The organism is Streptomyces sp. NPDC098789 (assembly GCF_044759975.1).
Classification (GTDB): Bacteria; Actinomycetota; Actinomycetes; order Streptomycetales; family Streptomycetaceae; genus Streptomyces.
In genome coordinates, this window is the sequence record NZ_JBIWAJ010000041.1 from 1 (window position 1) to 21,973 (window position 21,973).

19 protein-coding genes and 5 pseudogenes are annotated in these 21,973 nt (G+C 65.0%); 9 read left to right on the forward strand and 15 right to left on the reverse strand.

Annotated features, from left to right (window positions below; translation table 11 throughout):
• Window positions 1–397 precede the first annotated feature (397 nt).
• On the reverse strand, window positions 398–1,027 hold the full coding sequence (locus ACIQWR_RS40485; RefSeq protein WP_404020893.1) for a LysM peptidoglycan-binding domain-containing protein: 630 nt from the start codon (window positions 1,025–1,027) through the stop codon (window positions 398–400).
• Between the two features lie 464 nt (window positions 1,028–1,491).
• Between ACIQWR_RS40485 and ACIQWR_RS40490 the strand changes: the two are divergent.
• Together ACIQWR_RS40490 and ACIQWR_RS40495 are read left to right on the forward strand one after the other, a co-directional pair.
• A pseudogene (locus ACIQWR_RS40490) lies at window positions 1,492–1,701 on the forward strand (IS110 family transposase); the annotation flags it as partial.
• Window positions 1,702–1,722: 21 nt separating this feature from the next.
• On the forward strand, window positions 1,723–2,151 hold the full coding sequence (locus ACIQWR_RS40495; protein WP_404020941.1) for a recombinase family protein: 429 nt from the start codon (window positions 1,723–1,725) through the stop codon (window positions 2,149–2,151).
• On the opposite strand, the pseudogene ACIQWR_RS40500 reads toward ACIQWR_RS40495, so the two are convergent.
• From ACIQWR_RS40500 to ACIQWR_RS40520, 5 genes and pseudogenes are all read right to left on the reverse strand, one after another.
• Window positions 2,079–2,699, reverse strand: a pseudogene (locus tag ACIQWR_RS40500) (transposase); the annotation flags it as partial. The gene ACIQWR_RS40495 and the pseudogene ACIQWR_RS40500 overlap by 73 nt on opposite strands.
• Before the next feature lie 79 nt (window positions 2,700–2,778).
• A complete protein-coding gene (locus ACIQWR_RS40505; RefSeq protein ID WP_404020895.1) occupies window positions 2,779–3,810 on the reverse strand; it encodes an IS3 family transposase in 1,032 nt (343 codons plus the stop codon).
• Window positions 3,811–3,851: 41 nt separating this feature from the next.
• Window positions 3,852–4,637 carry an IS3 family transposase gene (locus ACIQWR_RS40510; protein ID WP_404020944.1) on the reverse strand — a complete coding sequence of 262 codons (786 nt, stop codon included), beginning with the start codon at window positions 4,635–4,637 and terminating at the stop codon, window positions 3,852–3,854.
• A 17-nt stretch (window positions 4,638–4,654) separates the two neighbouring features.
• The gene (locus ACIQWR_RS40515) at window positions 4,655–4,945 is read right to left on the reverse strand and encodes a transposase (RefSeq protein ID WP_404020898.1); all 291 of its coding nucleotides are present in this window, start codon (window positions 4,943–4,945) and stop codon (window positions 4,655–4,657) included.
• 249 nt (window positions 4,946–5,194) lie between these two features.
• Window positions 5,195–5,368, reverse strand: a complete 174-nt coding sequence (locus tag ACIQWR_RS40520) for a winged helix-turn-helix domain-containing protein (RefSeq protein WP_404020901.1) — start codon at window positions 5,366–5,368, stop codon at window positions 5,195–5,197.
• A 310-nt stretch (window positions 5,369–5,678) separates the two neighbouring features.
• Between ACIQWR_RS40520 and ACIQWR_RS40525 the strand changes: the two are divergent.
• Window positions 5,679–6,782 (forward strand): annotated as a pseudogene (locus tag ACIQWR_RS40525) (IS110 family transposase); the annotation flags it as partial.
• A gap of 254 nt (window positions 6,783–7,036) precedes the next feature.
• Here the strand turns inward: ACIQWR_RS40525 and ACIQWR_RS40530 are convergent.
• The 3 genes from ACIQWR_RS40530 to ACIQWR_RS40540 form a co-directional block, all read right to left on the reverse strand.
• Complete coding sequence (locus ACIQWR_RS40530; RefSeq protein WP_404020903.1) at window positions 7,037–8,206, reverse strand: ISAs1 family transposase; 1,170 nt, start codon at window positions 8,204–8,206, stop codon at window positions 7,037–7,039.
• A gap of 132 nt (window positions 8,207–8,338) precedes the next feature.
• Window positions 8,339–9,442: an SDR family oxidoreductase gene (locus tag ACIQWR_RS40535; RefSeq protein WP_404020906.1), complete on the reverse strand. Its 1,104-nt coding sequence runs from the start codon at window positions 9,440–9,442 to the stop codon at window positions 8,339–8,341.
• Between the two features lie 231 nt (window positions 9,443–9,673).
• Entirely contained in the window at window positions 9,674–10,804 is a 1,131-nt protein-coding gene (locus ACIQWR_RS40540) for a ferritin-like domain-containing protein (RefSeq protein ID WP_404020909.1), read from the reverse strand.
• 506 nt (window positions 10,805–11,310) lie between these two features.
• Here ACIQWR_RS40540 and ACIQWR_RS40545 point away from each other — a divergent pair.
• Window positions 11,311–12,528, forward strand: a pseudogene (locus ACIQWR_RS40545) (IS256 family transposase).
• 285 nt (window positions 12,529–12,813) lie between these two features.
• Here ACIQWR_RS40545 and ACIQWR_RS40550 read toward each other — a convergent pair.
• Together ACIQWR_RS40550 and ACIQWR_RS40555 are read right to left on the reverse strand one after the other, a co-directional pair.
• A complete protein-coding gene (locus tag ACIQWR_RS40550) occupies window positions 12,814–13,167 on the reverse strand; it encodes a hypothetical protein (RefSeq protein ID WP_404020912.1) in 354 nt (117 codons plus the stop codon).
• Window positions 13,164–13,955: pseudogene (locus ACIQWR_RS40555) on the reverse strand (IS5 family transposase). The gene ACIQWR_RS40550 and the pseudogene ACIQWR_RS40555 overlap by 4 nt, the downstream one beginning before the upstream one ends.
• A gap of 699 nt (window positions 13,956–14,654) precedes the next feature.
• Between ACIQWR_RS40555 and ACIQWR_RS40560 the strand changes: the two are divergent.
• The 4 genes from ACIQWR_RS40560 (at window position 14,655) to ACIQWR_RS40575 (ending at window position 18,089) form a co-directional block, all read left to right on the forward strand.
• Window positions 14,655–15,884, forward strand: coding sequence for a helix-turn-helix domain-containing protein (locus ACIQWR_RS40560; protein ID WP_404020915.1), 1,230 nt, complete (start codon window positions 14,655–14,657; stop codon window positions 15,882–15,884).
• 56 nt (window positions 15,885–15,940) lie between these two features.
• Window positions 15,941–16,381, forward strand: coding sequence for a hypothetical protein (locus ACIQWR_RS40565; RefSeq protein ID WP_404020918.1), 441 nt, complete (start codon window positions 15,941–15,943; stop codon window positions 16,379–16,381).
• Between the two features lie 321 nt (window positions 16,382–16,702).
• On the forward strand, window positions 16,703–17,164 hold the full coding sequence (locus ACIQWR_RS40570; protein WP_404020921.1) for a glycine-rich domain-containing protein: 462 nt from the start codon (window positions 16,703–16,705) through the stop codon (window positions 17,162–17,164).
• Window positions 17,165–17,249: 85 nt separating this feature from the next.
• Window positions 17,250–18,089 carry a phosphotransferase gene (locus tag ACIQWR_RS40575; RefSeq protein WP_404020924.1) on the forward strand — a complete coding sequence of 280 codons (840 nt, stop codon included), beginning with the start codon at window positions 17,250–17,252 and terminating at the stop codon, window positions 18,087–18,089.
• A gap of 182 nt (window positions 18,090–18,271) precedes the next feature.
• Here ACIQWR_RS40575 and ACIQWR_RS40580 read toward each other — a convergent pair whose 3' ends face one another.
• The 4 genes from ACIQWR_RS40580 to ACIQWR_RS40595 all read right to left on the reverse strand — a co-directional run bounded on the left by ACIQWR_RS40580 (window position 18,272) and on the right by ACIQWR_RS40595 (window position 20,903).
• Window positions 18,272–19,117, reverse strand: coding sequence for a hypothetical protein (locus ACIQWR_RS40580; protein ID WP_404020927.1), 846 nt, complete (start codon window positions 19,115–19,117; stop codon window positions 18,272–18,274).
• Window positions 19,118–19,227: 110 nt separating this feature from the next.
• Window positions 19,228–19,965, reverse strand: a complete 738-nt coding sequence (locus ACIQWR_RS40585; protein WP_404020929.1) for a hypothetical protein — start codon at window positions 19,963–19,965, stop codon at window positions 19,228–19,230.
• 198 nt (window positions 19,966–20,163) lie between these two features.
• On the reverse strand, window positions 20,164–20,388 hold the full coding sequence (locus tag ACIQWR_RS40590; protein WP_404020932.1) for a hypothetical protein: 225 nt from the start codon (window positions 20,386–20,388) through the stop codon (window positions 20,164–20,166).
• Window positions 20,385–20,903, reverse strand: coding sequence for a helix-turn-helix domain-containing protein (locus tag ACIQWR_RS40595; RefSeq protein WP_404020935.1), 519 nt, complete (start codon window positions 20,901–20,903; stop codon window positions 20,385–20,387). Before ACIQWR_RS40595 ends, ACIQWR_RS40590 begins: the two co-directional genes overlap by 4 nt.
• 122 nt (window positions 20,904–21,025) lie before the next feature.
• Between ACIQWR_RS40595 and ACIQWR_RS40600 the strand changes: the two genes are divergently transcribed.
• The coding region (locus ACIQWR_RS40600) for a site-specific integrase (RefSeq protein ID WP_404020938.1) at window positions 21,026–21,973 on the forward strand (948 nt) is incomplete at its 3' end.

The following is a 21,973-nucleotide window of genomic DNA, read 5'->3' on the forward strand; positions in this document are numbered from 1 at the left end:
GTCGTCGAGCAGACCTTCGCCCTGCTCCACCAGTTCAAACGACTCGCCGTCCGCTGGGAACACCGCACCGAACTCCACGACGCCTTCGTCTCCCTTGCCTGCAGCCTCATCTGCTGGCGACGACTCAACAAGCCCGACTCATGATCCTGTTACGAGCTCTACGACAAGACGACTTCAAGGCCAGTAGTCGCATCTATCGCACATGCGGAAGCCGCCCGGAGTGGGCGCGAGCCGGCATGGTCAGATAGTTCCGAAACGCGGAATATTGAGTCGAAACTCTTTGATTGCCTATCTGGCGCCCCGCGGAACTGCGACGATGCCTCCCACTGGCAGGAAACCCCGCAGTTCAGGCTCAATGACACCGTGACCCGAAGTGGAGTCTGAAAATGTCCCTTCCCTAGCGATATTTTTCAGACCAGGCAGGAAAAGGGTGGGGCGTGGTGTCTTCTCGGTTGCGTGCCAGACCATCGCGGTAGTTGAAGTACGCGGTGACTTGATGCCTGGCCACAGGCATCATTTCGCGATCTCCGATAGCGCAGGCGTGGATGTGCCGACTACTAAACCCCTGCGCGACGGTGCGCTCCCAAGCGGCGAAGCCAGTTCGGCGCAGAGCCTGCACGATTGCGGTGGTCTGCTTATTGTCCCACGCTCCAAGGCTGATGTCGATAACGCCTCCGCCGTCATGGGTTCCGGCGCTGGCGGCCACTCCGCGGTTGTAGCTGCCCTGGGCCAGGGTAAAGTGCGTTTTGACCAGGGCTTCGGCATTCCGCAGCATCACAGCGGTGCGTGTGTTGACGGTCTTTCCTCCGTGAACGGTACGACTGTAATCATGGGCAGGCTCTTCCTCGCCATTGCGCGACCTACTCCCCGACAGATCGGGGATTTCCAATATCTGACCGGGTAAGAGAGGGTAGGGGTCCGATAAGTCGTTTAGGTGCGCGATCGATTTCCAATCGATCTTTAGGAGCCTGCCTATTTTAGTTAAGGTATCTCCTGGGCGGACAACATATGTTGACATCTTAATCATCTCCTTTTGAAAAATGCAAAACTAATTCATCCAGTAAGTGTGGTGGTATGTCAGGAATAGGAAATCTCCCCTGCGCCATGCGGCGTGGGCATTGGTCTCAGAATTGGAACACGCCAATTTTGTCCTCAGCGATCGGGTAACATGCGGCCCTGGTCCATACAGGTCAGCGATCCAGCGCACCTTCGGTGCGCGCCGGGGGGCGTGGTAAATCCCGTGGCGCGCGCCGAGGGTGCTTCTGTCCGCTCTGACGGGGTCTGTTGCCGGTCCGGGATGGTGGTGGGGTTCGTTCCGGCCGAAACCGATTGCCCTGTGATGCCTGTGAGCTCGCAGGTCAGCGTGGTGCTGGGGGCCGGCTGGGGGCCGTCCACGGGAACCGTGGAGTGTTGCTGTGAGCACGTGCGTCAGAATTCCTGATTCACCCTGGCCCTCCCGGAACGGCATACCGATCGGGAGGGAGCAGGAGCGTGGACGTACTGCACGAATGGTGCGCCGGCCTGGACATCAGCAAGAAGGACGCCAAGGTATGCGTCCGGACCCCCAGTACGAAACGGCTGGGATCGTTCACCACCGAGACCACGACCTGGAGTTCGACGACGAACGCGGTCCTGGCCCTGCTCGACCACCTGCTCGCCGCCGAAGTCACCCTGGTGGTGATCGAGGCGACCTCGGACTACCTCGTGGACCGCCCCCGCGTCGTGATCGCGTGGAAGCTGGACCGCTTCGCACGCTCCGTGTCGGAGTTCCTGAAGCTGGTCACGTGGTCCGAGGAACACGGCGTTGCCCTGGCAACGGCTGACGGGGCCCTCAACACGTCCACGCCCGGCGGTTGCCTTGTGGCTACCATCCTGGCTGCCCTCGCTCAGTGGGAGCGGGAGATGATCCAGGACCGTGTCACGGCGGCGCACGCGGAGCGGCGGGAACAGGGCCGCTGGATCGCCGGGCGCGCACCCTTCCCCTACGTGATGGAACGCCGGGACAGAAAGGCATACCTCACTGAGGACCCCAAGGCGTTCGCCTTGGGGCGCGCACAGATACTGACTTCGGCTTGGCAGGGTGACGTTGGTGTGTCGAGGGTGAGGCCGGTGCCGGCTATGAAGCCGTCGAGGGTGTGGGGCCGGTATTGAAGGCGTTTGAAGCGGTTGCGGACGAGTGCTTCGAGGCGGTCGAGGGCCATGACGGCGAGGTTGGCGAGGCTGCATTTGACGTGGGCCCATACCCACTCGACTGGGTTGAGGTCTGGTGAGTAGGCGGGCAGCAGGAACACCGTCAGCCACTCCCGTTCGGCGACGAGTTCCCGCATTCTGCGCGAGACGTGGGTGTTCAATCGGTCCCAGACCAGCACGATCGGTGCCCTGACCAGCTGATGGACTCCGTCGATCAACGCGATGAAGTCCCGTTCGCCCATGCTGCGACGTGCGCCTTTGCCCGCAGGGTGGCTCCGCCGGCGGTGACACAGTCGGGTCCTCGAACCCGGACGCATCGCGATCAGCCCGGCCACCGACAGCCGTCCCGAACGCCGGCCGCTGATGGTGACGACCGGAGTCACTCCGCGTCGGCCCCAGGTCCGTCCCCGGGGCGGCCTATGGGTGAACCCGGCTTCGTCCTCGAAGCAGACGTAACCCCCGCAGTCCGCCCTCGCCCTTTTACCTCCGCCCAGGTCGCCTCCTTCCACACGGTGACGGCCTGCTCGTCACGCTCGGCGACCCGCCGAGCGGGGACCTGAGGTGACCCCCGGAGTGTGGACACAGGGGTCATGCTGCGAGTTGGAGTTTACCTGTCGTGTGGTGCTGTTGTTCGAACTCCATCGGGGAGAGGTAGCCCAGCGCGCTGTGGCGTCGGCGGGCGTTGTAGTAGGTGAGCCACTGGAAGATCTCCAGCCTTGCCTGCAGCATCGTCGAGAACGGCCTCTGGTGCTTCGTCTCCCTCTTCAGCCCCTGCCAGAAACTCTCGGCGAGGGCGTTGTCGTAGCTCGAGCCGACCTTGCCCATGCTCCTGCGGATGCCGTACCGGTCGCAGACCTGCGCGAACGCGGACGACGTGTATTGCGAGCCCCTGTCCGCGTGGAAGATCACCCCGGATACGTCACCGCCACGGGCTGCGACCGCGGCCTGAAGCGCGTCGATGACGAGTTCGGCCCTCATACGCGAGGCTATCGAGTAACCGAGCACTCGGCGCGAGCGAATGTCGATGACGCAGGCGAGGTAGAGCCACACGGCGCCGACCTGTACGTATGTAATGTCGCCGCACCACTTCTCATCCAGAGCCCCAGCAGTGAAGTCCCGCTGGACCAGATCCGCCAGCGGCGGCGCAAGCCGGTCTGCGATCGTGGTCCGCTTCTTCTTGCGCAGGTGGCGGCCGACGATGTGGTGCTTACGCATCAGACACGCGACGCGTTTGCGGTTGACGGTGTGGCCGAAGCCGCGCAGTTCGGCATGGATGCGCAGCGCGCCGTAGTTCCCACGGTGTTCGGCGTGGATCTCGCGGATCTCGGCGACCAGGGCGTCATCAGCGGCCCGCCGCTCGGCCCGCGCCTCGGCGCCCACGATCCACCGGTAGTAGCCGGAGCGGGAGACCTCCAGCACCCGGCCTATCCGCTTGATGCCGAACTTCTCAGCGTGAGCGGAGACGAAGCCCCAAGCGGGGGTCTTCACTTCATCTCCCGGGCGAAATAGGCGGCTGCCCGGCGCAGGATCTTGACGGGCCTCGAGTTTTCCGGACAGTGATCTGACCATCTGTTTCATGCGGTTATGCGCAACTCCGAATATTCGGCGTGGGCTTCCCATAATGGCCGATGGCCGATAGCCGAGTGGAGGCCTTTGTGATTTTACCAGATTTCGATGTATCGGGTGATGTCCCGCTGGGCGTCCTCTCGGGTCAGATACGTCACGCGGGAAACCCGCTCGTTCTTCAGAGTGTCGAAGAACGATTCCGCCATAGCGTTATCCCAGAATACGCCGGTGCGTCCGGATGATCGGCGGAGTCCGAACCGATTCAGAGTTGCCGCGAACTCAGCGGACATGTAATTCGATCCGCGATCGGAGTGGAATATTACACCGTCGGTGAGCTTTCTGTTCCGTGCCGCGTTGTGGATGGCGCGCGATATGAGAGGGGTTTGGTAGTGGTCGTCCATCGCGTAACCGATGACTTCCTTGGCGCAGCAGCCAATGACCGTTGCGAGATAAAGCCACCCTTCTCCGGTTTTGACATAGGTTACGTCGCCGACAAGTTTTTCTCCGGGGGCGTCGGCGGTGAAGTTCAGGCCGACGAGGTCGGGGACGTCACCAGCCGCGGCCTGGGTGAGCGAGACCCGCTTCGGCTTGGGCTGGCAGGGCGTCAAGCCCAGTTCACGCATCAGCAGGCGGACCAGCTCCAGGCCAGGGGCATGACCCCATCGGGCGAGCTGGGCGTGGACGCGCCGGTATCCGTAGGTGTCGTCCGACATATTGAATGCCTTCTTGATGAGAAGTTTGAATTCCTCGCGCCGCCGGGCTGTCGCGGAATCTGGACGGTCTCGCCATTCGTAGTAGCCGGACTTTGACACCGCGAGCCGTTCACACATGAACTCAACAGAATATGCGTACTCCGTGGTGTCGAGCCGCATCACCTCGATGAACTCGCACTTTCTCGCTACCGGGGATCCCTCGCGAAGTACGCTGCGGCTTTTTTTAGAAAGGCGTTCTCCATCTCCAGATCACGGATACGCCGGTCCTGTTCCTTCAAACGCGCCCGCTCATCGAGCGTCAACGACGTGCCAGCCGCTGGTTCGTTCTGCTTCTGGTACTTCTTCACCCAGCCCCGGAGCGTCTCCGAATTCACTTCAATATCGCGAGCCGTCTCAGAGATGGTCTTGCTGGACCGGAGTGCGATCTGGACAGCTTCCTCGCGGAACTCCGGGGTGTACTTACTGGGCGGCGCCACTTCGTGCTCCTCGTTTCCTTGACAGGACAACCCTATTGGGTCCTTGTCCGGAAACTTCGGGGCACCTCACCTGACGTTCAGATCAGCCGCCACGTCCCGATACGTCCGCCTGCCAGCCGAGGCCCGCCACAACGCGATCGCGTCGGACTGGAACTCCGCACTGTACTCCGAGGGCCTTACCACGTGGATCTACACCCTCCAGGATCACCAAGATCCATTGCCAGGTGTGTCCACACCGCAGGGGTCACCTCAGACCTGCGGGCTGAAGCCGAGCCGGTGCACCAACCGAGTAGCACCCGAGACGCTGTAGGAGACGTGCAACTTCCTGCCGATCAGCGTGGCGACCCTTGATGCAGTCCACACCTGGTCCTCCACCCAGCCGTGCGCGGCCGGACCCTGCTCCAGATACCCGGCCAGCTTCACCAGACACCGCGGGGACAAGCGGCAACGTGATCCGCTCGGACCGCGAGATGCCAGTGCCTGCACACCCCCGTCCCGCCACACCTGGTGCCACTGATAAGCCGACTTCACGCTCACCCGCAGCCGCCGTGCGACTTCCGACGGCTTGCACTTCCTGCTCGAACAGCTCGGCCGCCTGCATCCGTACCGTCTCCCGACGCCGACGTCCCGCAGGAGTCAACCCACCCCCATCCGCATATTTCACACACCACGGATACAGCCACCCACCCCCACCCATCAGGGACTTCGCAAAGATTCACCCCAACGAGCTGAAGTCAGTAAGCTGCGAATCAGCGACGATGCTGCAGGATTCACACAGCTCACAGCCCTATTAACAGAGCACGGTGACAGCAAGGATCATCCAATCCCAGTCGCGATTGAGACGTCCCGAGGGCTGCTGGTCGCCTGTCTTCGTGCGACAGGACGCCCGGTGTTCGCGATCAATCCGCTCGCGGTGGCCCGCTACCGAGATCGATACTCGGTCGCGAGGAAAAAGTCAGACGCCATCGACGCTGCCGCGCTGGCGAACATCCTCCGTACCGACATGGCCGCCCACCGGCCTTTGCCGCAGGACTCCGAGCTGGCTCAGGCGATCGCGGTGCTGGCACGAGCCCAGCAGGACGCGGTCTGGGATCGGGTCCAGGCGCACAACAAGCTTCGCTCGCAGCTGCGCGAGTTCTATCCCGCGATCCTTGCTGCATTCGCTGAAAAACGCGAGGGCATCTGCTCGCCCGAGGCCCGAACCATCCTGGCTCCGACGCCGAAAGCGGCGGCCGGTCTGACGCGTCGGCGGCTGCAGTCGCTACTCAAGCAGGCTGGACGCCAGCGCGGTATCGAATCCGAGGCCAACCGGCTCCATGAGTTCCTCCGACGCGATTACCTCCACCACCCGATGCAGGTTGGGGAGGCCTTCGGCCAGCAGACCGTGGCCCTGGTGCGTCAGCTGGAGGCGGCCTGCGCGAACGTAGAGGAGCTCGGCGCTGCCACGAGGGGAGGCCTTCGAGAAGCATCCTGACGCCCCGCTCATCTCAAGCTTTCCGGGTCTCGGATCGCTAACTGGGGCGCGAGTTCTGGCCGAGATCGGCGACGACCGATCCCGTTTCGCGACTGCGGGATCGATGAAGGCCTATGCCGGCAGTGCACCAGTCACAAGCGACAAAGCTGTTCGGTGATGGCCCGCCGAGTCAAGAACCAGCGCTTGGCCGCCGCCGGCTACGTGTGGGCCTTCGCCTCCCTGACCGCTTCCACCGGTGCCAGAGCCCACTACGACCGCCGCAAAGAGGCAGGTGACCGCCACGTCGCCGCCCAGCGCAACCTTTTCAACCGCTTCCTCGGGATGCTCTTCTACTGCCTCCAGCACGGCGAGCCCTACGAGTAGCTGAAAGCCTTCCCCAACCAGCCCACAGTGGGCCTTGCAGCGGCAGCCGCTTGACGAGTTAAGCGCGTGGGATGTCTACTAGACAGACCCTAACCTTGCCCATGAAGTCCACACCCTTATTAGGGACTGTGACACAAAATTTCTGCTCACGCAACCAGCTTGTTCCACGTTGGCCACTCATTAACAGTTTGGCCCAGATGTCGTCCGCGATCACGCACGGGTCGGGGGTCAGGGCTGATTCATAGTCCGGTTGGTCATGTTCCGTTGCAGGTCAGGGGTAGTCCGAGGAGGTCGAGGGGGCGGGTGAAGGGTGTGTAGGAAACTTCTCGGAGTCCGGCGGCGATGTTGTGGTGGCCGGCGTCTCGGAGGGTGTTGATCGCGAGGTTGCGGAGGGTGGCCATGTTCTCGGGTCCGTGTCCGGTGCGGATCTTGGAGGCGTCCTCCGCGAACGTGGTGTCCCTGATGTGATGGATGGCTTCGATGCCCCATTGGGCTCTGGCGATATGGCCGATGAGCTGCGGTGATGCCTCGCGTCCGCAGGTCATGTCGGTGATGGCATGGACGGTCTGGCGGCTGACTTTGCCGGTCTTCAGGTCGGTGCGGTGCCGCAGGATTTTCACTGCCTGGACGACGTGGGGAAAGTCCAGGCTGAGATCGGTGACGGTCAGCGTGCGTATCGAGCGGGTCTCGCGTCGGCTGTGTCCGGCCTCTCGGTCGTAGCGACGGGCGGTCACCTCCTTCCAGGGCAGGGATCTGACCGCGGCGTGGAGTCTGGGCTGGTTGCCCTTGACCACCAGGAGGTAGTGCGCGTTCTTGGCCTCGACCAGCCATTTCGCGTGCTCGCGCTGGGTGTGGAGAGCGTCGGCGGTGACCACGGTGCCGGTCAGGTCGAAGGGGTTCAACAGCGAGGTGAACGCGGTTATTTCATTGGTTTTGTCTGGCACCCTCAGCTGGCTGACGGTGCGGCCCGCGGCCGTGATGGCGGACAGGAGGTGGGCGGCCGGAGCCACATCGGTGCGTGAACCGCGGGCGGCCTTGCCGTCCACCGCGACTGATTCAGCGCCGGCCAGGCTGTGTCCGAGGAGGTCGGCGAGGCCGCCGGGACCTACCCCGACCAGCACCCGGCGCACAGTCGACACAGAGGCCGCGCGACGGAGCCCGAGGGGGCCGCGTGGATGAAACCCCAGGCGGGAGAGGGTGTCCTGCGGTGCGTGGCGAGCCCCCTGCCCGATCGCGAGATAAGAGCGAGCGCCGGCCAGCACCGCGCACGCGGCGGTCAGTAACACCGAGACGAGGCTATGGCGCCGACCCCGCCGGGCGCGTGGATCCGGCAGAGCGGCCAGCCGCGCCGCCGTGCCGGGAAGCTCACGGTGTTCACGCGAGGGCGACTTGATCAAACAGACGGTGGCAGACTGGCGGCACATCGGAGCTCCGGTGATCGGGTGACTTGGTAGGTCTCCTTGATCATCGGAGCTTCGTTGCGTCCGGCGTGCCCGAGCTGAAGGTCCGCCACACGGCTGTGACCTGCCGATTCTCCCCACATCCAGGACTATGAATCAGCCCTGCCCCGGGCGGAAGGCGAAAGGGTCCCGATCGGTGGCCGGCATTCCGTTTTGCAGGTAGGTCAAAGTCACAGGGAGATCGGCAGGTCGGTCTAGTCCGGCATTTTGGATCTTGCTGCGATCGTATTGGCGCTGGTGGAAGGCGTAGGGGAGATAGCCGCGCATGACCTGGTAGACGAGGTACTCGGCAGGTGTCGGTACCAGGGGTTTGGTCTCCACGAACTCGAACCGAACGGGGTGGAGGCTTTCCAGCAGCTCCAGCATCGTCCGGTACGACACCTCCCAGGGATGGGTGATGTGGAAGGTTTCGGTGTGTCCCGGCGGGGTCACGGCCTTCGAGGCGAGAGCTGTCATCAGTTCGGCTGCACGTTCGACAGGAATGAGATTGAGGTGGGCGTGCGGCAGTCCCGGGATGCGCAACAGGGTCCGCTCCTCCCGTCCATGTCGGGTGCGAAACGACTCGGCCATGACACGTACGGGGTTCTTGGGGCCTTGGGCCAGACCAGGACGGTCGCTGACCAGAATGCTGGGACGAAAGATGACGGCCTTGCGTCCTCGCCGCCTGGCCCACTCATGGACCAGCGATTCGGCCTGGCTCTTGGATTCCTCGTAGGGGTTCTCGAAGCCAGCTGCCGGCGCAGGGGCCTCTTCTCTCACGATTCCCTCACGCTGGCGTCCCGCGACGAAAGCAGTACTGATGTGGTGGAAGACCGCGCTGGGGGCAGCAGTCGCCAGCCGCAGGATGTTAAGGGTACCTGCGACATTCACGAGGGTCGCGGCTTGGGGCACAGCGTTCAGCGAGGTGGCGGCAGCGCAGTGCCAGACCGCTTCGAGGCCGTCGGTGATCCGAAGGATGTCCTGTGGCGACAGCCCCAAGTCCTCATGTTCGATGTCCGCATCCACCGCTTCGACCCGGGCAGAGGCAAGGGCCAGGACATGTGAGGGCTGACGGTCGGCCACCAGGGCGCGGTGGATTCTGTCCAGGGTTTCCGAGGGCACACCGCGGGCCAGTACTCGGACCGTGTCGTGTTGCTGGAGCAGAGCGGGCAGAAGCCTGCTTCCCAGAAAGCCTGTGGCTCCTGTCATGGCAATACTCATGGGTGCTCGCTTTCTCATCGCCCGGAGCGAAGACGTCCGGTGGCGCAAGTGGGGGGGCTTGATGCGTGCCGTCACAGCCCGCGTCACACCCCGCAGGTGCAGCAAAAGGACCAGAGTGCGGGCTGTGGGCTACCTGCGATATGGGGCGATATGCGGTGTCCCGGGAACACTGGCAACCGGGCTTTCGGCGGCTGCTGGGGCTGAAGAGGAGCCGTCCCTGCGCTCTGTGCTCTACGGATTCGCCTTGGACCCGGTGTCCGAAGCGGCGAGGAGAATGGTCTGTTCGACCTCGCGGGCCCGGACTGCTTCCTCCGCGGCCCAGCGTCTTTGCCGGTCGAGGCGCCTGGCCTTGTCCTCGTCGTCGTGCAGGAGGGCATCCAGGTTCCCGTCCTCCAGGTTGGACACCCCCATGGCAGCAAAGGTGTCGCGCACCGTGGGACTCCACAAGCCGATGTCCCTGACACAGGGCACGATGCGCGTAAAAAGGAGCTGCCGGAAACTCTGCAGGTATTCGGAACGCTCCACGGCCTGCAGAGTCTCCTTGGCAGGCAGCCCGAAGCGTTCCCAGATCTCATCACCCCGCAGCCGGTCACGCATCAGCCAGCAGCCCTGGATGACGAATTCCTCGCGTTCCGCCCGCTCCGCCGACGTCAGCTGACTGTAGAGATCGCGTAGCGCGATCCTCCCGAAGGCCACATGCCGCGCCTCGTCCTCCATCACATAGGATAGGATCTGCTGAGGCAATGCCAAGGGGGTGCTGTCACGCAGCAGACCGAAAGCGGCCAGCCCCAGCCCCTCAATGAGAACCTGCATGCCCAGATACGGCATGTCCCATCGACTGTCACTCAAAGTGTCGTCCAGCAAAGCCCTGAGTTGCAGATTGATCGGGTAGTAGAGTCCCACCTTCTCCTTGAGGAAACGGGCGTATGCCTCCGCGTGCCGGGCCTCGTCCATGACCTGGGTGGCGGCGAAAAACTTGGAGTCCATGTCCGGTGCGGTCTCAACGATGCGCGCACTGCAGATCAGTGCCCCCTGCTCCCCATGCAGAAACTGGCTAAACTGCCAGGCCGTACTGTGACGGCTCAGCTCACGCCGCTCCCGCTTATTCATCTTGTCCCACATGGGAGTGCCGTACAGCGTCTGCATCTCTTCCGGCAGGCACAACAAGTCATCTCGGTCCAATTCCAGATCCCAGTCAATACGGTCTGCCGCATCCCATTGCTTGGCCTTGCCACGGCTGTAGAGCTTCAGGAGCTGCGCACGGCTGTCGTCGTACTCCCAACTGAAGCGGGACGGCCCGCAGGCTGGGACTTCCCAGCCCGACATTTCCGGGGGAATCGTGTAGAGCTCGAAGGTCGTCATTCGGGCCTTCCTTTCTTCACGGAACACAACGAGGGCATCTCCTGCGGGTCGGCAGTCGGACAGGCCGCCGCGTAGCGGAGTACCGTCTGGGAGTTCCCGTCTCTCGGACGGCCCGGGCCCTTGCTGCCCCGTCTGTCACAGGAAACGGGAATGGCCCGAAAGATCCGCCCTGGAGAGCAGGTCCGTCCGGTCCCATCTGCGTCCCTGCACCGCACCCGCCGGTGCAGAGAGCACCGTCCGGTCAAAAATGAGCAGGAACTGCAGAAGACCGACGCCACAGTCTGCCCCTGTCGACGTCTCCGGGGGCGTCTTGCCACGGCACGTAACCCCAGGAAACCTGCTGTGAATCCCTCATCTGGGCGCTGTCACGTTGTCGGTGGCGGGTGGGGTGATCTTCGGACTGCCCGTCTGGAGAGGGGCCGGGAGTGTCCAGTAGACGGCGGATCCGATGATCAAGGAGGCGCCTGATGAGTGAGACCATCGCCGAGCACGAGGCCGTGGAAGAGATGGCCGTCGAGTCGGCTGCGGAGGCGGTGTCGGACGAGCAGTTGATCGCGATGCTGGTCGACCGTGCCGGTACCGACGGGCTGCAGCTGACCGGGGAGGGCGGGCTGCTGCAGCAGCTGGCCAAGCGGGTGCTGGAGTCCGCCCTGGAAGGCGAGATCACCGATCACGTCGGCTATGACAAGCACGACGCGACGGGACGCAACAGCGGCAACAGCCGTAACGGGACCCGGTCGAAGACGGTGTTGACCGACGTCGGTCCGGTCGAGGTGAAGGTGCCCCGTGACACCGCCGGGACCTTCGAGCCGCAGATCGTGAAGAAGCGTCAGCGACGTCTGACGGGCATCGACGAGATGGTGCTCTCGCTGTCCGCGAAGGGCCTCACGCACGGGGAGATATCGGCCCACCTGGCCGAGGTCTACGGGGCGAGCGTGTCCAAGCAGACCATCACCACGATCACGGACAAGGTGATGGAGGGCATGGCCGAATGGCAGTCGCGTCCCCTCGACCGCGTCTATCCGGTGGTCTTCGTGGACGCCATCAACGTGAAGATCCGCGACGGCCAGGTCGCCAACCGCCCCATTTACCTCGCCATGGCCGTGACCGTCGAGGGCACCCGCGAGATCCTCGGGATCTGGGCGGGCGACGGCGGTGAGGGCGCCAAGCACTGGCTCCAGGTCTTCACCGAGCTCCGCAACCGCGGCGTCGAGGACGTCCTGACGCTCGTCTGCGACGGACTCAAGGGCTTGCCCGACGCGGTCGAGACGGTCTGGTCTCGAACTGTCGTTCAGACTTGAATCGTTCACTTGATCCGCAACAGCATCCGCTACGTCGCCCGCCAGGACTGGGACAAGGTCGCCAAGGACCTCCGCCCTGTCTACACGGCGCCGAGCAAGGCCGCCGCGACCGAACGCTTCCTGGAGTTCTCCGAGAAGTGGGGCACCAAGTATCCGGCCGTGATCAAGATGTGGTCCGATGCCTGGGCTGAAATGGTGCCCTTCCTCTCCTTCGACGTCGAGATCCGCAAGGTGATCTGCTCGACGAACGCGATCGAGAGCGTGAACGCCCGCATCCGCAAGGCCGTGCGAGCCCGCGGCCACTTCCCGTCGGAGAATGCCGCACTGAAGTGCGTCTACATGGCGCTGATGAGCCTCGACCCGACCGGCAAGGGCCGGCGCCGCTGGACGATGCGTTGGAAGGCACCCCTGAACGCCTTCTAGATCGCCTCCGAAGGCCGCATCACCCCCACCACCAGCCACTGAACCTCAACAACCAAGATCAGCCGTTGATTTGATAAACCCCAAATCGGCCCCGAACGCAATTCACATTATGGGCAATTCTGGATTTCAAGAACATTGCACTTTCCCGTTATCGACAGGCGGGGATTTAACCGAGAGACGAGAACACGGATCACTTCTCCCTGATGGGACATACGTAAGATTCCGGGCGGGTGCTGTGCCGTGGGGGCGGGCGTCGTCTCGGCGCGGTGCGCCGCCAAGGATGGCTCAGGGGGCGATGCCGAGGTCACGGAGCAGGTTCTGGGCGTCTTCGACGCGCCGGAGGCTCCTCTGGAGTTCGGCGCGTGCTTGTCGGAGAGCCGCCCGCGTGTCCACGAGTTCACCTTCTGGGCCTTGACCAGGGGGCTGCGCGCTGGCGGACAGAAGGACCTGCGCGGCGCTCAGGGCGTGGTACATAGCCGGGGGAACACCGCCGGGCACATCATGCAGGGTCGTGGCGGCCAGGTCCGTCAGCGAGCGGTTGATCCGGGCCATCAGTAGCTGCGTCCAGACCCGGCGCAGCATGTCCGTCTCGTCATCGGGACTGACGCCGGAGGCTCGTAGAGCTCGTAACAGGATCATGAGTCGGGCTTGTTGAGTCGTCGCCAGCAGATGAGGCTGCAGGCGAGGGAGACGAAGGCGTCGTGGAGTTCGGTGCGGTGTTCCCAGCGGACAGTGAGTCGTTTGAACTGGTGGAGCAGGGCGAAGGTCTGCTCGACGACGTAGCGGAGCTTGCCCATGCCCTTGATGTTCGGGGCTCCTTTGCGGGAGGTGACGGGCGGGATCCGGCGTTTGCGCAGCTCATCGCGGTTCGGGTTGGAGTCGTAGCCCTTGTCTCCGAGCAGGGCCTCGGGCCTGTGGGGGGGGCCGGCCGGGACGACCTGCCACCGGTGGGATGCCGTCGACCAGGTCGAGGGTCTGGGTGACGTCGTTGACGTTCGCCGCGGTTGTGATGACCTTGAGCGGAGTGCCGCGTCCGTCGCAGATCAGATGGTGTTTGCTACCCGTCTTCCGCCGGTCGACCGGCGACGGACCGGTGTCGGCGCCCCCTTTTTCGCGTGGATGTGGGAGCCATCCACGCACGCCCGGGACCAGTCAAGGCGGCCGGCCGCGTTCAGCTCGGCAAGAAGGAGGCGGTGCAGCTGGTCGAAGACCCCGGCCTGCTGCCAGCGCTCCAGCCTGCGACAGCAGGTCTGCCCCGAGCCGAACCCCAGCTCAGACGGCAGGAGTTGCCAGGCGATGTCATTGCACCGCACATACAGGATGCCTTGCAGACACAGCCGGTCAGCCACCGGCCGAGGCCCCGGTGACCTCAACGGCCAGGGCGGCAGCAGCGGCTCGATACGTGCCCACAAGTCGTCATCCACGATCCACGGCCGAGTACTCACACCACCACGAACAGCCGAATCCTCACACCAGTCACGGCTGACCAGAGCATCTCATCAAGATCCTGTTACGAGCTCGTAGGAACGGGCGTGCATCTTCGCCCGTAGCCAGGCTGCACGACACCTCACGCGCATAGCCTTCAGCCTCTGTGCCCACCAGGCGGCACAAGGAATAAGAATCAGGGCTAACACCAAGATCGGGAGCGCCTCAGGGGCCATCGTCCGTCCTTTCAAGAAGGGCCGGACTGTGCAAGGGCACGCTCAGTCCGGCCACCAGTTCGGTGGTCATGGACTGAGTTCGTGCCGGCACAACGACTCAGAAACTATTCGGTTGTGCGGGCGTTCCTTCGCTTCGGGTGGGCGTTACAGACCCCGCAGCTCGTGCCGCGGAAGGGCGTGTCACCTGTGCAAGGGCCGGCCAAGCACACCTAACTGCCTCAGAGAACTGTCTCTGCGACCGCCGCGCAAGTGGCCCCAGTCATGCAGGCCGTTGCATCTGCTTCTTTCGCTGGTTTGCTCTACCAGCGACGCCACGAGCATACGACAGGGGCAGCGCCAAGGCTGGCCTTTCGGCACATCTCCCCAGGGGAACTCGCCAGACGGCAGCTTCCCCCGATGGGTACATTTCTCGTACACGAGCCTAAAGAGCCAGCGCCGAGGCGCTGAGGTACAGGGGGTGCAGTGGTGTTGGAGGAAGCCGAGGAGATCGGCCGTCGCGTACGGCGGGCACGGCTGCGGCTTGGGATGCCGCAGGCCGACCTCGCTGCTGCCCTGGGGAAGACACAGGGCTGGGTGTCCAAGATGGAGCGCGGCCTGATCGAGCTGGACCGGGTCGGGCTACTGAACCTTGTCGCCGCCGAGCTGCACGTGCATCCCAATGACCTGATCGGCCGGCCGTACGCGAGTAGTCCCGCCGAGAATCAGTGGCAGGTCTCGGCGGCGTCCATCCTGCGCGAGCTGCGCCGCTACGACCTCGCGCCGATCTTCGACGGCGCTCCGCGCGCGTCCGCTGAGCTGTGGCGGGACATGACCCGGCTGCACCGTCTCCGCGACGCCGCAGCTAACACGGCGATCCTCGCGACGCTCCCCGACCTCCTGCGCGAGGCCCGCGCCCTGGCCGAAGCAGCGACCGGCCACGAGCGCGAGGAAGCGTTCGGGATCTACGCCGTGGCGTGCAAGTTCGCCCACACCGCCGCGCACGCCCTCGGGCACCCTGAGCTCGTCGCCATGGCAGCCGAGCGCGCCGCCTGGGCGGGACGCCTCTCAGCCGACCCCGTCATGCCCGCGCTCGCCGACTGGATGCGCGTCTGGGACATGTGGGCCACGGCCGATTGGGATGACTCGCTCACCCTGTCCGACAAGGCCATCGCCAGCGTGCAGCGCGAGTACGAGCTCGGTGATCCGCTCGCCCTGCGGATGTGGGGCACGCTCCACCTGCGCGCCGCCGTCGCCGCCGCCCGTGCCGGCCGACCGTCCGAGGCTGACGAGCGGATCAACCACGCTCGCGACGCTGCCCGCCGGATGGCAGGCAGCCACAACCCACCTATCTACGATCGGCACTCGGTCACCTTCTCCCCCGGCAACGTACAGATCCATGCGATCAGCGTCGCCCTGGAGACCGGCGAGCAGACCAAGGCCCTCGCCATAAACCGACGCACCGCGCCCGAGCTCGTTGCCGCGCTCCCCAACTCCCGTCAGGGCCATCACCACATGGACCTTGCCCGCGCGTGGCTGTGGGATGGCAACCGCGACCGCGCGCTCGCCGAACTGGAGACCGCAGAGCGGATCGCCCCCCAGCTCGTACGGAACCACCCGATCGCTCGGTCGACCCTCCGAGGCATCGTCTACGCCGAGCGGATCAGCACCCGCGAGAAGCTGCGCCGCATGTCAGACCGCTTCCACCTGGACGGATGAGGGCGGTATTCCTCCGATTCATATTGAGCCCCTGCCGCGCCCCTAACTTCTGGGGCATGACAGGACGACCAACACCCCATCTCCCTTCACAGGGTGGCGAGTTAGGGACGACCGGACCGTTCTACCCGCGACTCGGCGACCTCGCCCGCGATACCGCCAAGGACGGCCGGATCGGCGTCGTCGTGACGCTGCCCAGAGTGGGCGCCAGCACCTATCACTTGCGTCCGCCGGGCGGTGGCGACGAGTGGTCGGCGCCGGCCGACGGAACAACCCTGCGCCCCGTCCCGGCACAGGCCACGCACGTGACCCCGCTGCGACGCGACGCCGTGTACGACCAGCGGGCCCAGCAGGGCGCGCTGCCGGTCCTGGTCCACTACGACGACGGCGGTACGGCCGAGTCCCTGCTCGTCCTCACGCCGGACCAGGTCGAGTTGTACGCGATCCAGTTCGAGCGACTCATCTCCGAGCGCGAGCAGGGACAGGGGAACGCAGCATGACCGCGCGCCACGCTGTGCAGCGCGGGGCCACGTCCGGCGATCCGGTGGGCCGCGTCCTGAGCTGGATATGGGTGCTTGGCACCGCCGCAGGATTCGCTGCGCTCCCCACCCTGACCGCCGGTGAGCTTGGCCACCGCGACGCACCGTCGGCAATCGCCATCCCTGACGCCGGATTCCCGGCGCTCTGATCTCCCCGTCCGCTCGGATGACCCTACAGATCCCGGGCGGGCGGGGCGCGCCTCGGTCGGCACCGCCCCCCGTCGTGCCGGCCGAGGCGCTTCACAGCACGTCCAGTCACCACTGACCAAGGAGGCAAGGACCGTGACCGTACTCCAGGAGCGTCCCGCGACCGACGCGCGGAATCTGATCGGCGCCAAGCTGCGCGCGGCGCTCGTTTCCAACATGCAGGCCAAGTTCCCCGAGCTGACCGAGGACAAGGCCGACCGCGGCGTCGGCCAGATGATCGCCTTCCTCACGGCCGGCGCGTACAGCGACACCCCGCTCAGCCCGTCGCCGCTGGTCGACGACTTCTGGCACGCCTTCCTGCTGCACACGCAGGCGTACCAGGACTTCTGCTCGGGGACGATCGGCAAGTTCGTCCACCACCAGCCCGGGTTCCTCGACAAGGAGGAACACGGCGGGGGCAAGGCCCTGCGCGCCCGGACGGTCGACGCGATCGTCGCGGCCGGATTCCTGATCGACATGGAGTTCTGGCCCGAGCTGGACCTCGCCGACTGCTCGCAGTGCCACGCCAACTGCCACAACAGCCCCAAGTACGCCTGACGTACCGCCTGCGGCCGGTCCTCGGCCTGTGCCACTCTGTGGCCGAGCCGGGGACCGGCTTCCGTTCTGCACGAGGAGTACGCGGGTGGACCGCACCGCATGGCTTGAGCTCCCGCCCGAGGCCCGTAGCGCCGTCGAGGCCTACACCGGCCCCGTCGATCACGCCGAGACCGCAGAGACCGGCGTGATGGCCCGCCTCGCCTGCACCCTCCACACCGCCACCGGGCCCGTCTTCGTCAAAGGCACCCGCAGCGACGAGCCCGCAGCGTGGATGTCCGACTATGAAGCGCGCGTGACCCGCGTCGCACCGCTCGCCCCCAGCGTGCTCTGGCAGGTCGATGCCGGCGGCTGGCTGCTCACCGGGTACGAGCACCTCGTCGGCCCCCACCCAGATCTCAGCCCCGGCTCACCCGACCTCGGCCCCTTCCTCGACACACTCGCCACGATGTCCGAGGCCCCGTGGCCGGAGCAGGTGCGCAAGAAGCCGCTGCACATCCGCTGGGCCGGGTTCTTCCCTGACGACCGCTGCCCCGATCTCGAAGGCAGTGCCCTCGTCCACTCCGACGTGTCGCCGCTGAACATGCTGGCCACTCCCAGCGGAGTTCGAGTGCTTGATTGGGCCCTCGCCTGCCCCGGCCCACCATGGGCCGATGCGGCGTTCGCGATTCCACGACTCATCCATGCGGGCCACACCCCGGACCACGCCGAGGCACTTGCACAGGGGCTGCCCGCCTTCCGCGCCGCCGCTCCGGAAGCGGTCACCACTTTCGCACGCGCAGTGTGTTCAGTCTGGTCACGCCGAGCCCAGTCAGATCCCGCACCCCATCGCGGACCCCTTGTCAGCGCTAGCCAAGCGTGGTTGGCCTACCGAACACAGTTCGCCAGTAAGGATTCTGACCCTGCATCACGTTGTGGTAGAGTTTGACACCGCAAGACGTGGGAGTCGGATTCAAGTCCTACTGGTTCGCAACCAGAGGCTCCACAGAAGGCTGGAGATCCAGGTGGAAGTCCTGGCAGCTTCGCGCTGTAGCTCAACTACTAGAGCCCACCTTTTCCAAGGGGGGTCACCCATCGGGTGACCCCCCTTATTTAACACCCTCCGAGGTGCTAGTACCCCGCCCTCGACAGCCCGCTCAGCAATTCGGGTTCACTCAACCCCAAGGGGGCATAAAGATGCCGGGCATATCCTTGCAGCTTCCTCAAACGCTCATCTTTATTTGCCGGCACTCCGGGACCAAACTCCTGAAGATCTCGAATTACTACGTCAACCCATGTTGACATATTCACGCTGCCGAGCAGCATCTGATTCGCACTGCGCGCCATCAATTTCGACACCGCGAAGGCCATCACCACTTCACCAACACTCAGCTGAAGATGCGATCCATTGCTAAGTCGGCGCGGCGAGTGACCAACCTGCTTCACCCATCCAGCTTCCGCACCTGAATTCCAAGTCGCAACCGTAGCGACAAATCGGCCATCGACCTTTCCGGCTCTATGAATCAGGCAGTTCCGCATCTCTCGCAGCACGTGAAACTGAGAGAGGCTATCTCTCGGGAATGATCCAGGGCATGCCCGCTCCAGAAGTTCATGCATCTTACTGGCCGAGGTGCTATTTGCCTGGCTGGCACTCACTTTCCCATCGGCCACCAGTAGCTCAAGGCACCGCTTCATGTAATCCTCATGCAGAGCCAAGGTGTACGGGATTGCCATCCTAGCGACATGCTGACCCGAATCACCCAGGACCTCTCGCGCCTTGTCAATGGAAAGGTCAAATCGAGAGATTTGGTCAATGTCCGGGAAAATCATGGCCAGTGGAACGTTGGCGTGAACCATGGGGTTGAGGAGATGCGAAGCAAGACCAGCCCCCGCCAAAAGCCCCATGACGCTGTCGTTAATTCCTCGACGCATCTCGTCGTAATGGCGGTACGCAGGGAATCGGACCAGTGTCGACATTCACTCCTCCAGCCACCTAGCAGAACTGCTGATGGTACTGGCGGAGTTGAACATCCCGCTTGGTCATGCGCCCCTTCGGTCGAGGCTGCACCTGTATCTCCACTCGAAGGTCAGTGGGTAGCTGCTGCTTGATCAGCGAACCTGGCAGCAATGGCGCTGCGTAGGACGTCGCTGTCGTCGGCTGAGCCGTCGACCCGGCGCCGCAGACCTGCGACGGTTTCTCGCAGTCCGGGCTCGGCCTGGTCAAGGTCGAGACTGATGCGCAGGGCCGCACCCTGGTCTTGGGGCAGGCGGTCGGCGAGAGCCCGGTCGATGGTGCGCAGCACAGGGTCCGGGTCCGCTTCGGTCCAGTCGAGGCTGGCCAGGCCTTCGGGCTTGGATCTCCTGGCAGCGAGGTACGACGGGAGCTCTACGCGCAGAGCGCGCAGGGTGTCAACGTCTGCCGAGCCGATCACATCGGCAGAGCTACGGCCTGAGTCGAGCAGGGCGCGGGCGCGGTCCCACGCACGCCCCTGGCGGGTCTCGGCGAGGAGTTGCTCGGTTGCGTCGCGCAAGGTCGGCGTCGAGGTGCGTTCGGCGTACGTGCGGATCTGCTCGGCCGCCGTGTTGGTCGCGTGCTCGATGCCGTCCAGTTCGACGGCGGCCTGCTCGCGGGCAGCGCGCTCCAGTTCCATCCGGCGGCGGGCGTTCGCCTCGTCGGTAAGGTCTGGGTCACGGAATGTTCGGGCCTGGCCGATCGCGTCGTCGAGGCGGCGGCGTAGTCCGGTGAGGTCCGTCTCGCGGGCTCGACGTACCTTGGCGAGGGCGAGCTGTGCGTCGATGATGCTCGGGCCGGTGAGGCTGGTCATGGTGTGGGGTCCTTCGGCAGCGGGGGCTGGTCAGTAGAAGCGGACGAGCAGGGGCTGCCCCTGCTCGTCGCGCGGCAGGGGGCGGGCCGGGCGCAGGGTGTGCAGCTCGGCGTATCGGCGCATGGCCTCGACTTGGGCGCGGTGCTCGGCCGGCGCACCGTCCGGGGCTTCCTCGACGAGGATCTGCTGCCCGCTCTGCTACGCCTGCTCGCGGACGTGCCCGAACCAGCGGGCGTTGTCCGTGTAGAGAATGCCGTCAACCCACCACGGCGCGGTGTGGACGAAGCCCCGGTCTGCCATGACGGGGTGCGTACTGACGGGGCCCGACCGGGTTTCCGGGGCCGTGATCTTCTTCCAAGGGATCTTGCGTTCGTCAGGCGTGGTGTCCTCCCACTGGGAGCGGTCGACGTCGGCGGTGGTCATAGGGCGGTTCCTCCTTGGCGGTAGTGGTCGAGAGCTGCTCGGTCGACGAGCCAGAGACGCTCGCCGGCCCGCCGGGCGGGCAGGCGCCCGGCTTCGATCAGGGACCGAATCCAGCGCGGCGAACACTCCATGAGCGCCGCCGCCTCGGTCACGGTCACGGTCACCTCGACCGTGCCAAGGTCCGCCGAGGCGCTTCCGGTAGCGGCGGGGCATACGGGCTCCGCGGTCGCGTGATCGGCGCCGACTTGTAGTGCGACAAGGAGGCGCCGCGCTTCGGTGGAGAGCTCGCCCCCATCCGTACGCACCCGTGCGTCAAGGTGACCCGAGAGGATGAGGACGACCTCACTCGCCAGTGCGGGTGGCACGATCACCGATCCATCGGGCCGGAGCGTCGAACGGCCCGGTCGCGCCCGATCCGAGCCATCGAACCGACGGATTTGGTATCCGCTACGGGCATCATCGGCGCAGGTCGCGAGGGGGTTGGGAACGCGCTGGGAACGGTTGTGAGCGTTCATGCGGCGCCCTCCCGAACTGCCTCCTTGGCAAGCGCCACGACAGTTCGGCCGAGCATCGACGTCTCTGAGCCCTCGGCCACGCGAGCGAGCAGCCGTATCTCGCGGGTCAACGTCAGTTCAACATGGCGAAGAACGTCGAGCTGCCGACCTCTCAGCGCCCCAAGGTCATCCCGTGGGAGCCGGCCGAGCTCGGCGCCTTCCTCGACCACATCGGCACGCACCGCCTCGGCGCCCTCTTCGAGGTGATCGCCGGAACGGGCCTGCGCCGCGGCGAAGCGTGCGGGCTCCGGTGGGACGACGTCGACCTCGCCCGGCGGGTGATCGTCGTGCGGCAGCAGATCGTGCAGGTATCCGGGCTCAAGAAGCGGGACATGCCGCCCGCGGCGTGCCCGTATTGCGAAAGGGGACACATCGGTCTGATGTTCTCCCGCCCCAAGACGGCGAGCGGCGAGGATCGGATCATCGATCTCGACGAGCTGGCCGTCGGTGCGCTCCTGAGTCACAAGCTGCGGCAGGAGGAGGAGCGCCGCAAGTGGAAGTCGGCGTACCGGGACCACGGGCTCGTGTTCACCCATGACAACGGCGACGCCCTGCGCCCGGATCACGTCTCCAAGCTCTTCGGTGGGCTGATCGACGCCGCCCGGTTCGAGGACGACGCGCACCTGCCCGACGGGGAGCGCCGGCGACTGCGTCGAGTGCGGCTGCACGACCTGCGGCACGGGCAGGCTTCGCTGATGCTCGCCGCCGGGGTCGACATGGCGATCGTGTCGAAGCGCCTCGGGCACTCCACGGTGACGATCACCACGGACCTGTACTCGCACCTGCTCGGTGGAGTCGGGCGGGACGCGGCCGCGAAGGCAGCGGCGCTCGTGCCGCGCCGACGTCGCGATGTGGGCCGGCCGGGGGACTCTGGTTCCCAGGTCGTTCCCAGGCAAAGGCTTGAGCTCGGCTCGCCTGATGGCACGACAGACCCCGGAAACGACAAAGCCGCAGGTGAGATCGTTTCTTCACCTGCGGCTCGCAGTGGGGCGGGTGGGACTCGAACCCACGGCCGACGGATTATGAGTCCG

Bases quoted from the DNA above. Each gene is read 5' to 3' on its own strand.
- ACIQWR_RS40530 (WP_404020903.1), bottom strand. From the start codon at position 8,206: ATGTGCCGCCAGTCTGCCACCGTCTGTTTGATCAAGTCGCCCTCGCGT.
- ACIQWR_RS40535 (WP_404020906.1), bottom strand. From the start codon at position 9,442: ATGAGTATTGCCATGACAGGAGCCACAGGCTTTCTGGGAAGCAGGCTT.
- ACIQWR_RS40505 (WP_404020895.1), bottom strand. From the start codon at position 3,810: ATGGGAAGCCCACGCCGAATATTCGGAGTTGCGCATAACCGCATGAAA.
- ACIQWR_RS40580 (WP_404020927.1), bottom strand. From the start codon at position 19,117: ATGTCGACACTGGTCCGATTCCCTGCGTACCGCCATTACGACGAGATG.
- ACIQWR_RS40595 (WP_404020935.1), bottom strand. From the start codon at position 20,903: ATGAACGCTCACAACCGTTCCCAGCGCGTTCCCAACCCCCTCGCGACC.
- ACIQWR_RS40585 (WP_404020929.1), bottom strand. From the start codon at position 19,965: ATGACCAGCCTCACCGGCCCGAGCATCATCGACGCACAGCTCGCCCTC.
- ACIQWR_RS40590 (WP_404020932.1), bottom strand. From the start codon at position 20,388: ATGACCACCGCCGACGTCGACCGCTCCCAGTGGGAGGACACCACGCCT.
- ACIQWR_RS40485 (WP_404020893.1), bottom strand. From the start codon at position 1,027: ATGATTAAGATGTCAACATATGTTGTCCGCCCAGGAGATACCTTAACT.
- ACIQWR_RS40550 (WP_404020912.1), bottom strand. From the start codon at position 13,167: ATGATCCTGTTACGAGCTCTACGAGCCTCCGGCGTCAGTCCCGATGAC.
- ACIQWR_RS40565 (WP_404020918.1), top strand. From the start codon at position 15,941: ATGACAGGACGACCAACACCCCATCTCCCTTCACAGGGTGGCGAGTTA.
- ACIQWR_RS40540 (WP_404020909.1), bottom strand. From the start codon at position 10,804: ATGACGACCTTCGAGCTCTACACGATTCCCCCGGAAATGTCGGGCTGG.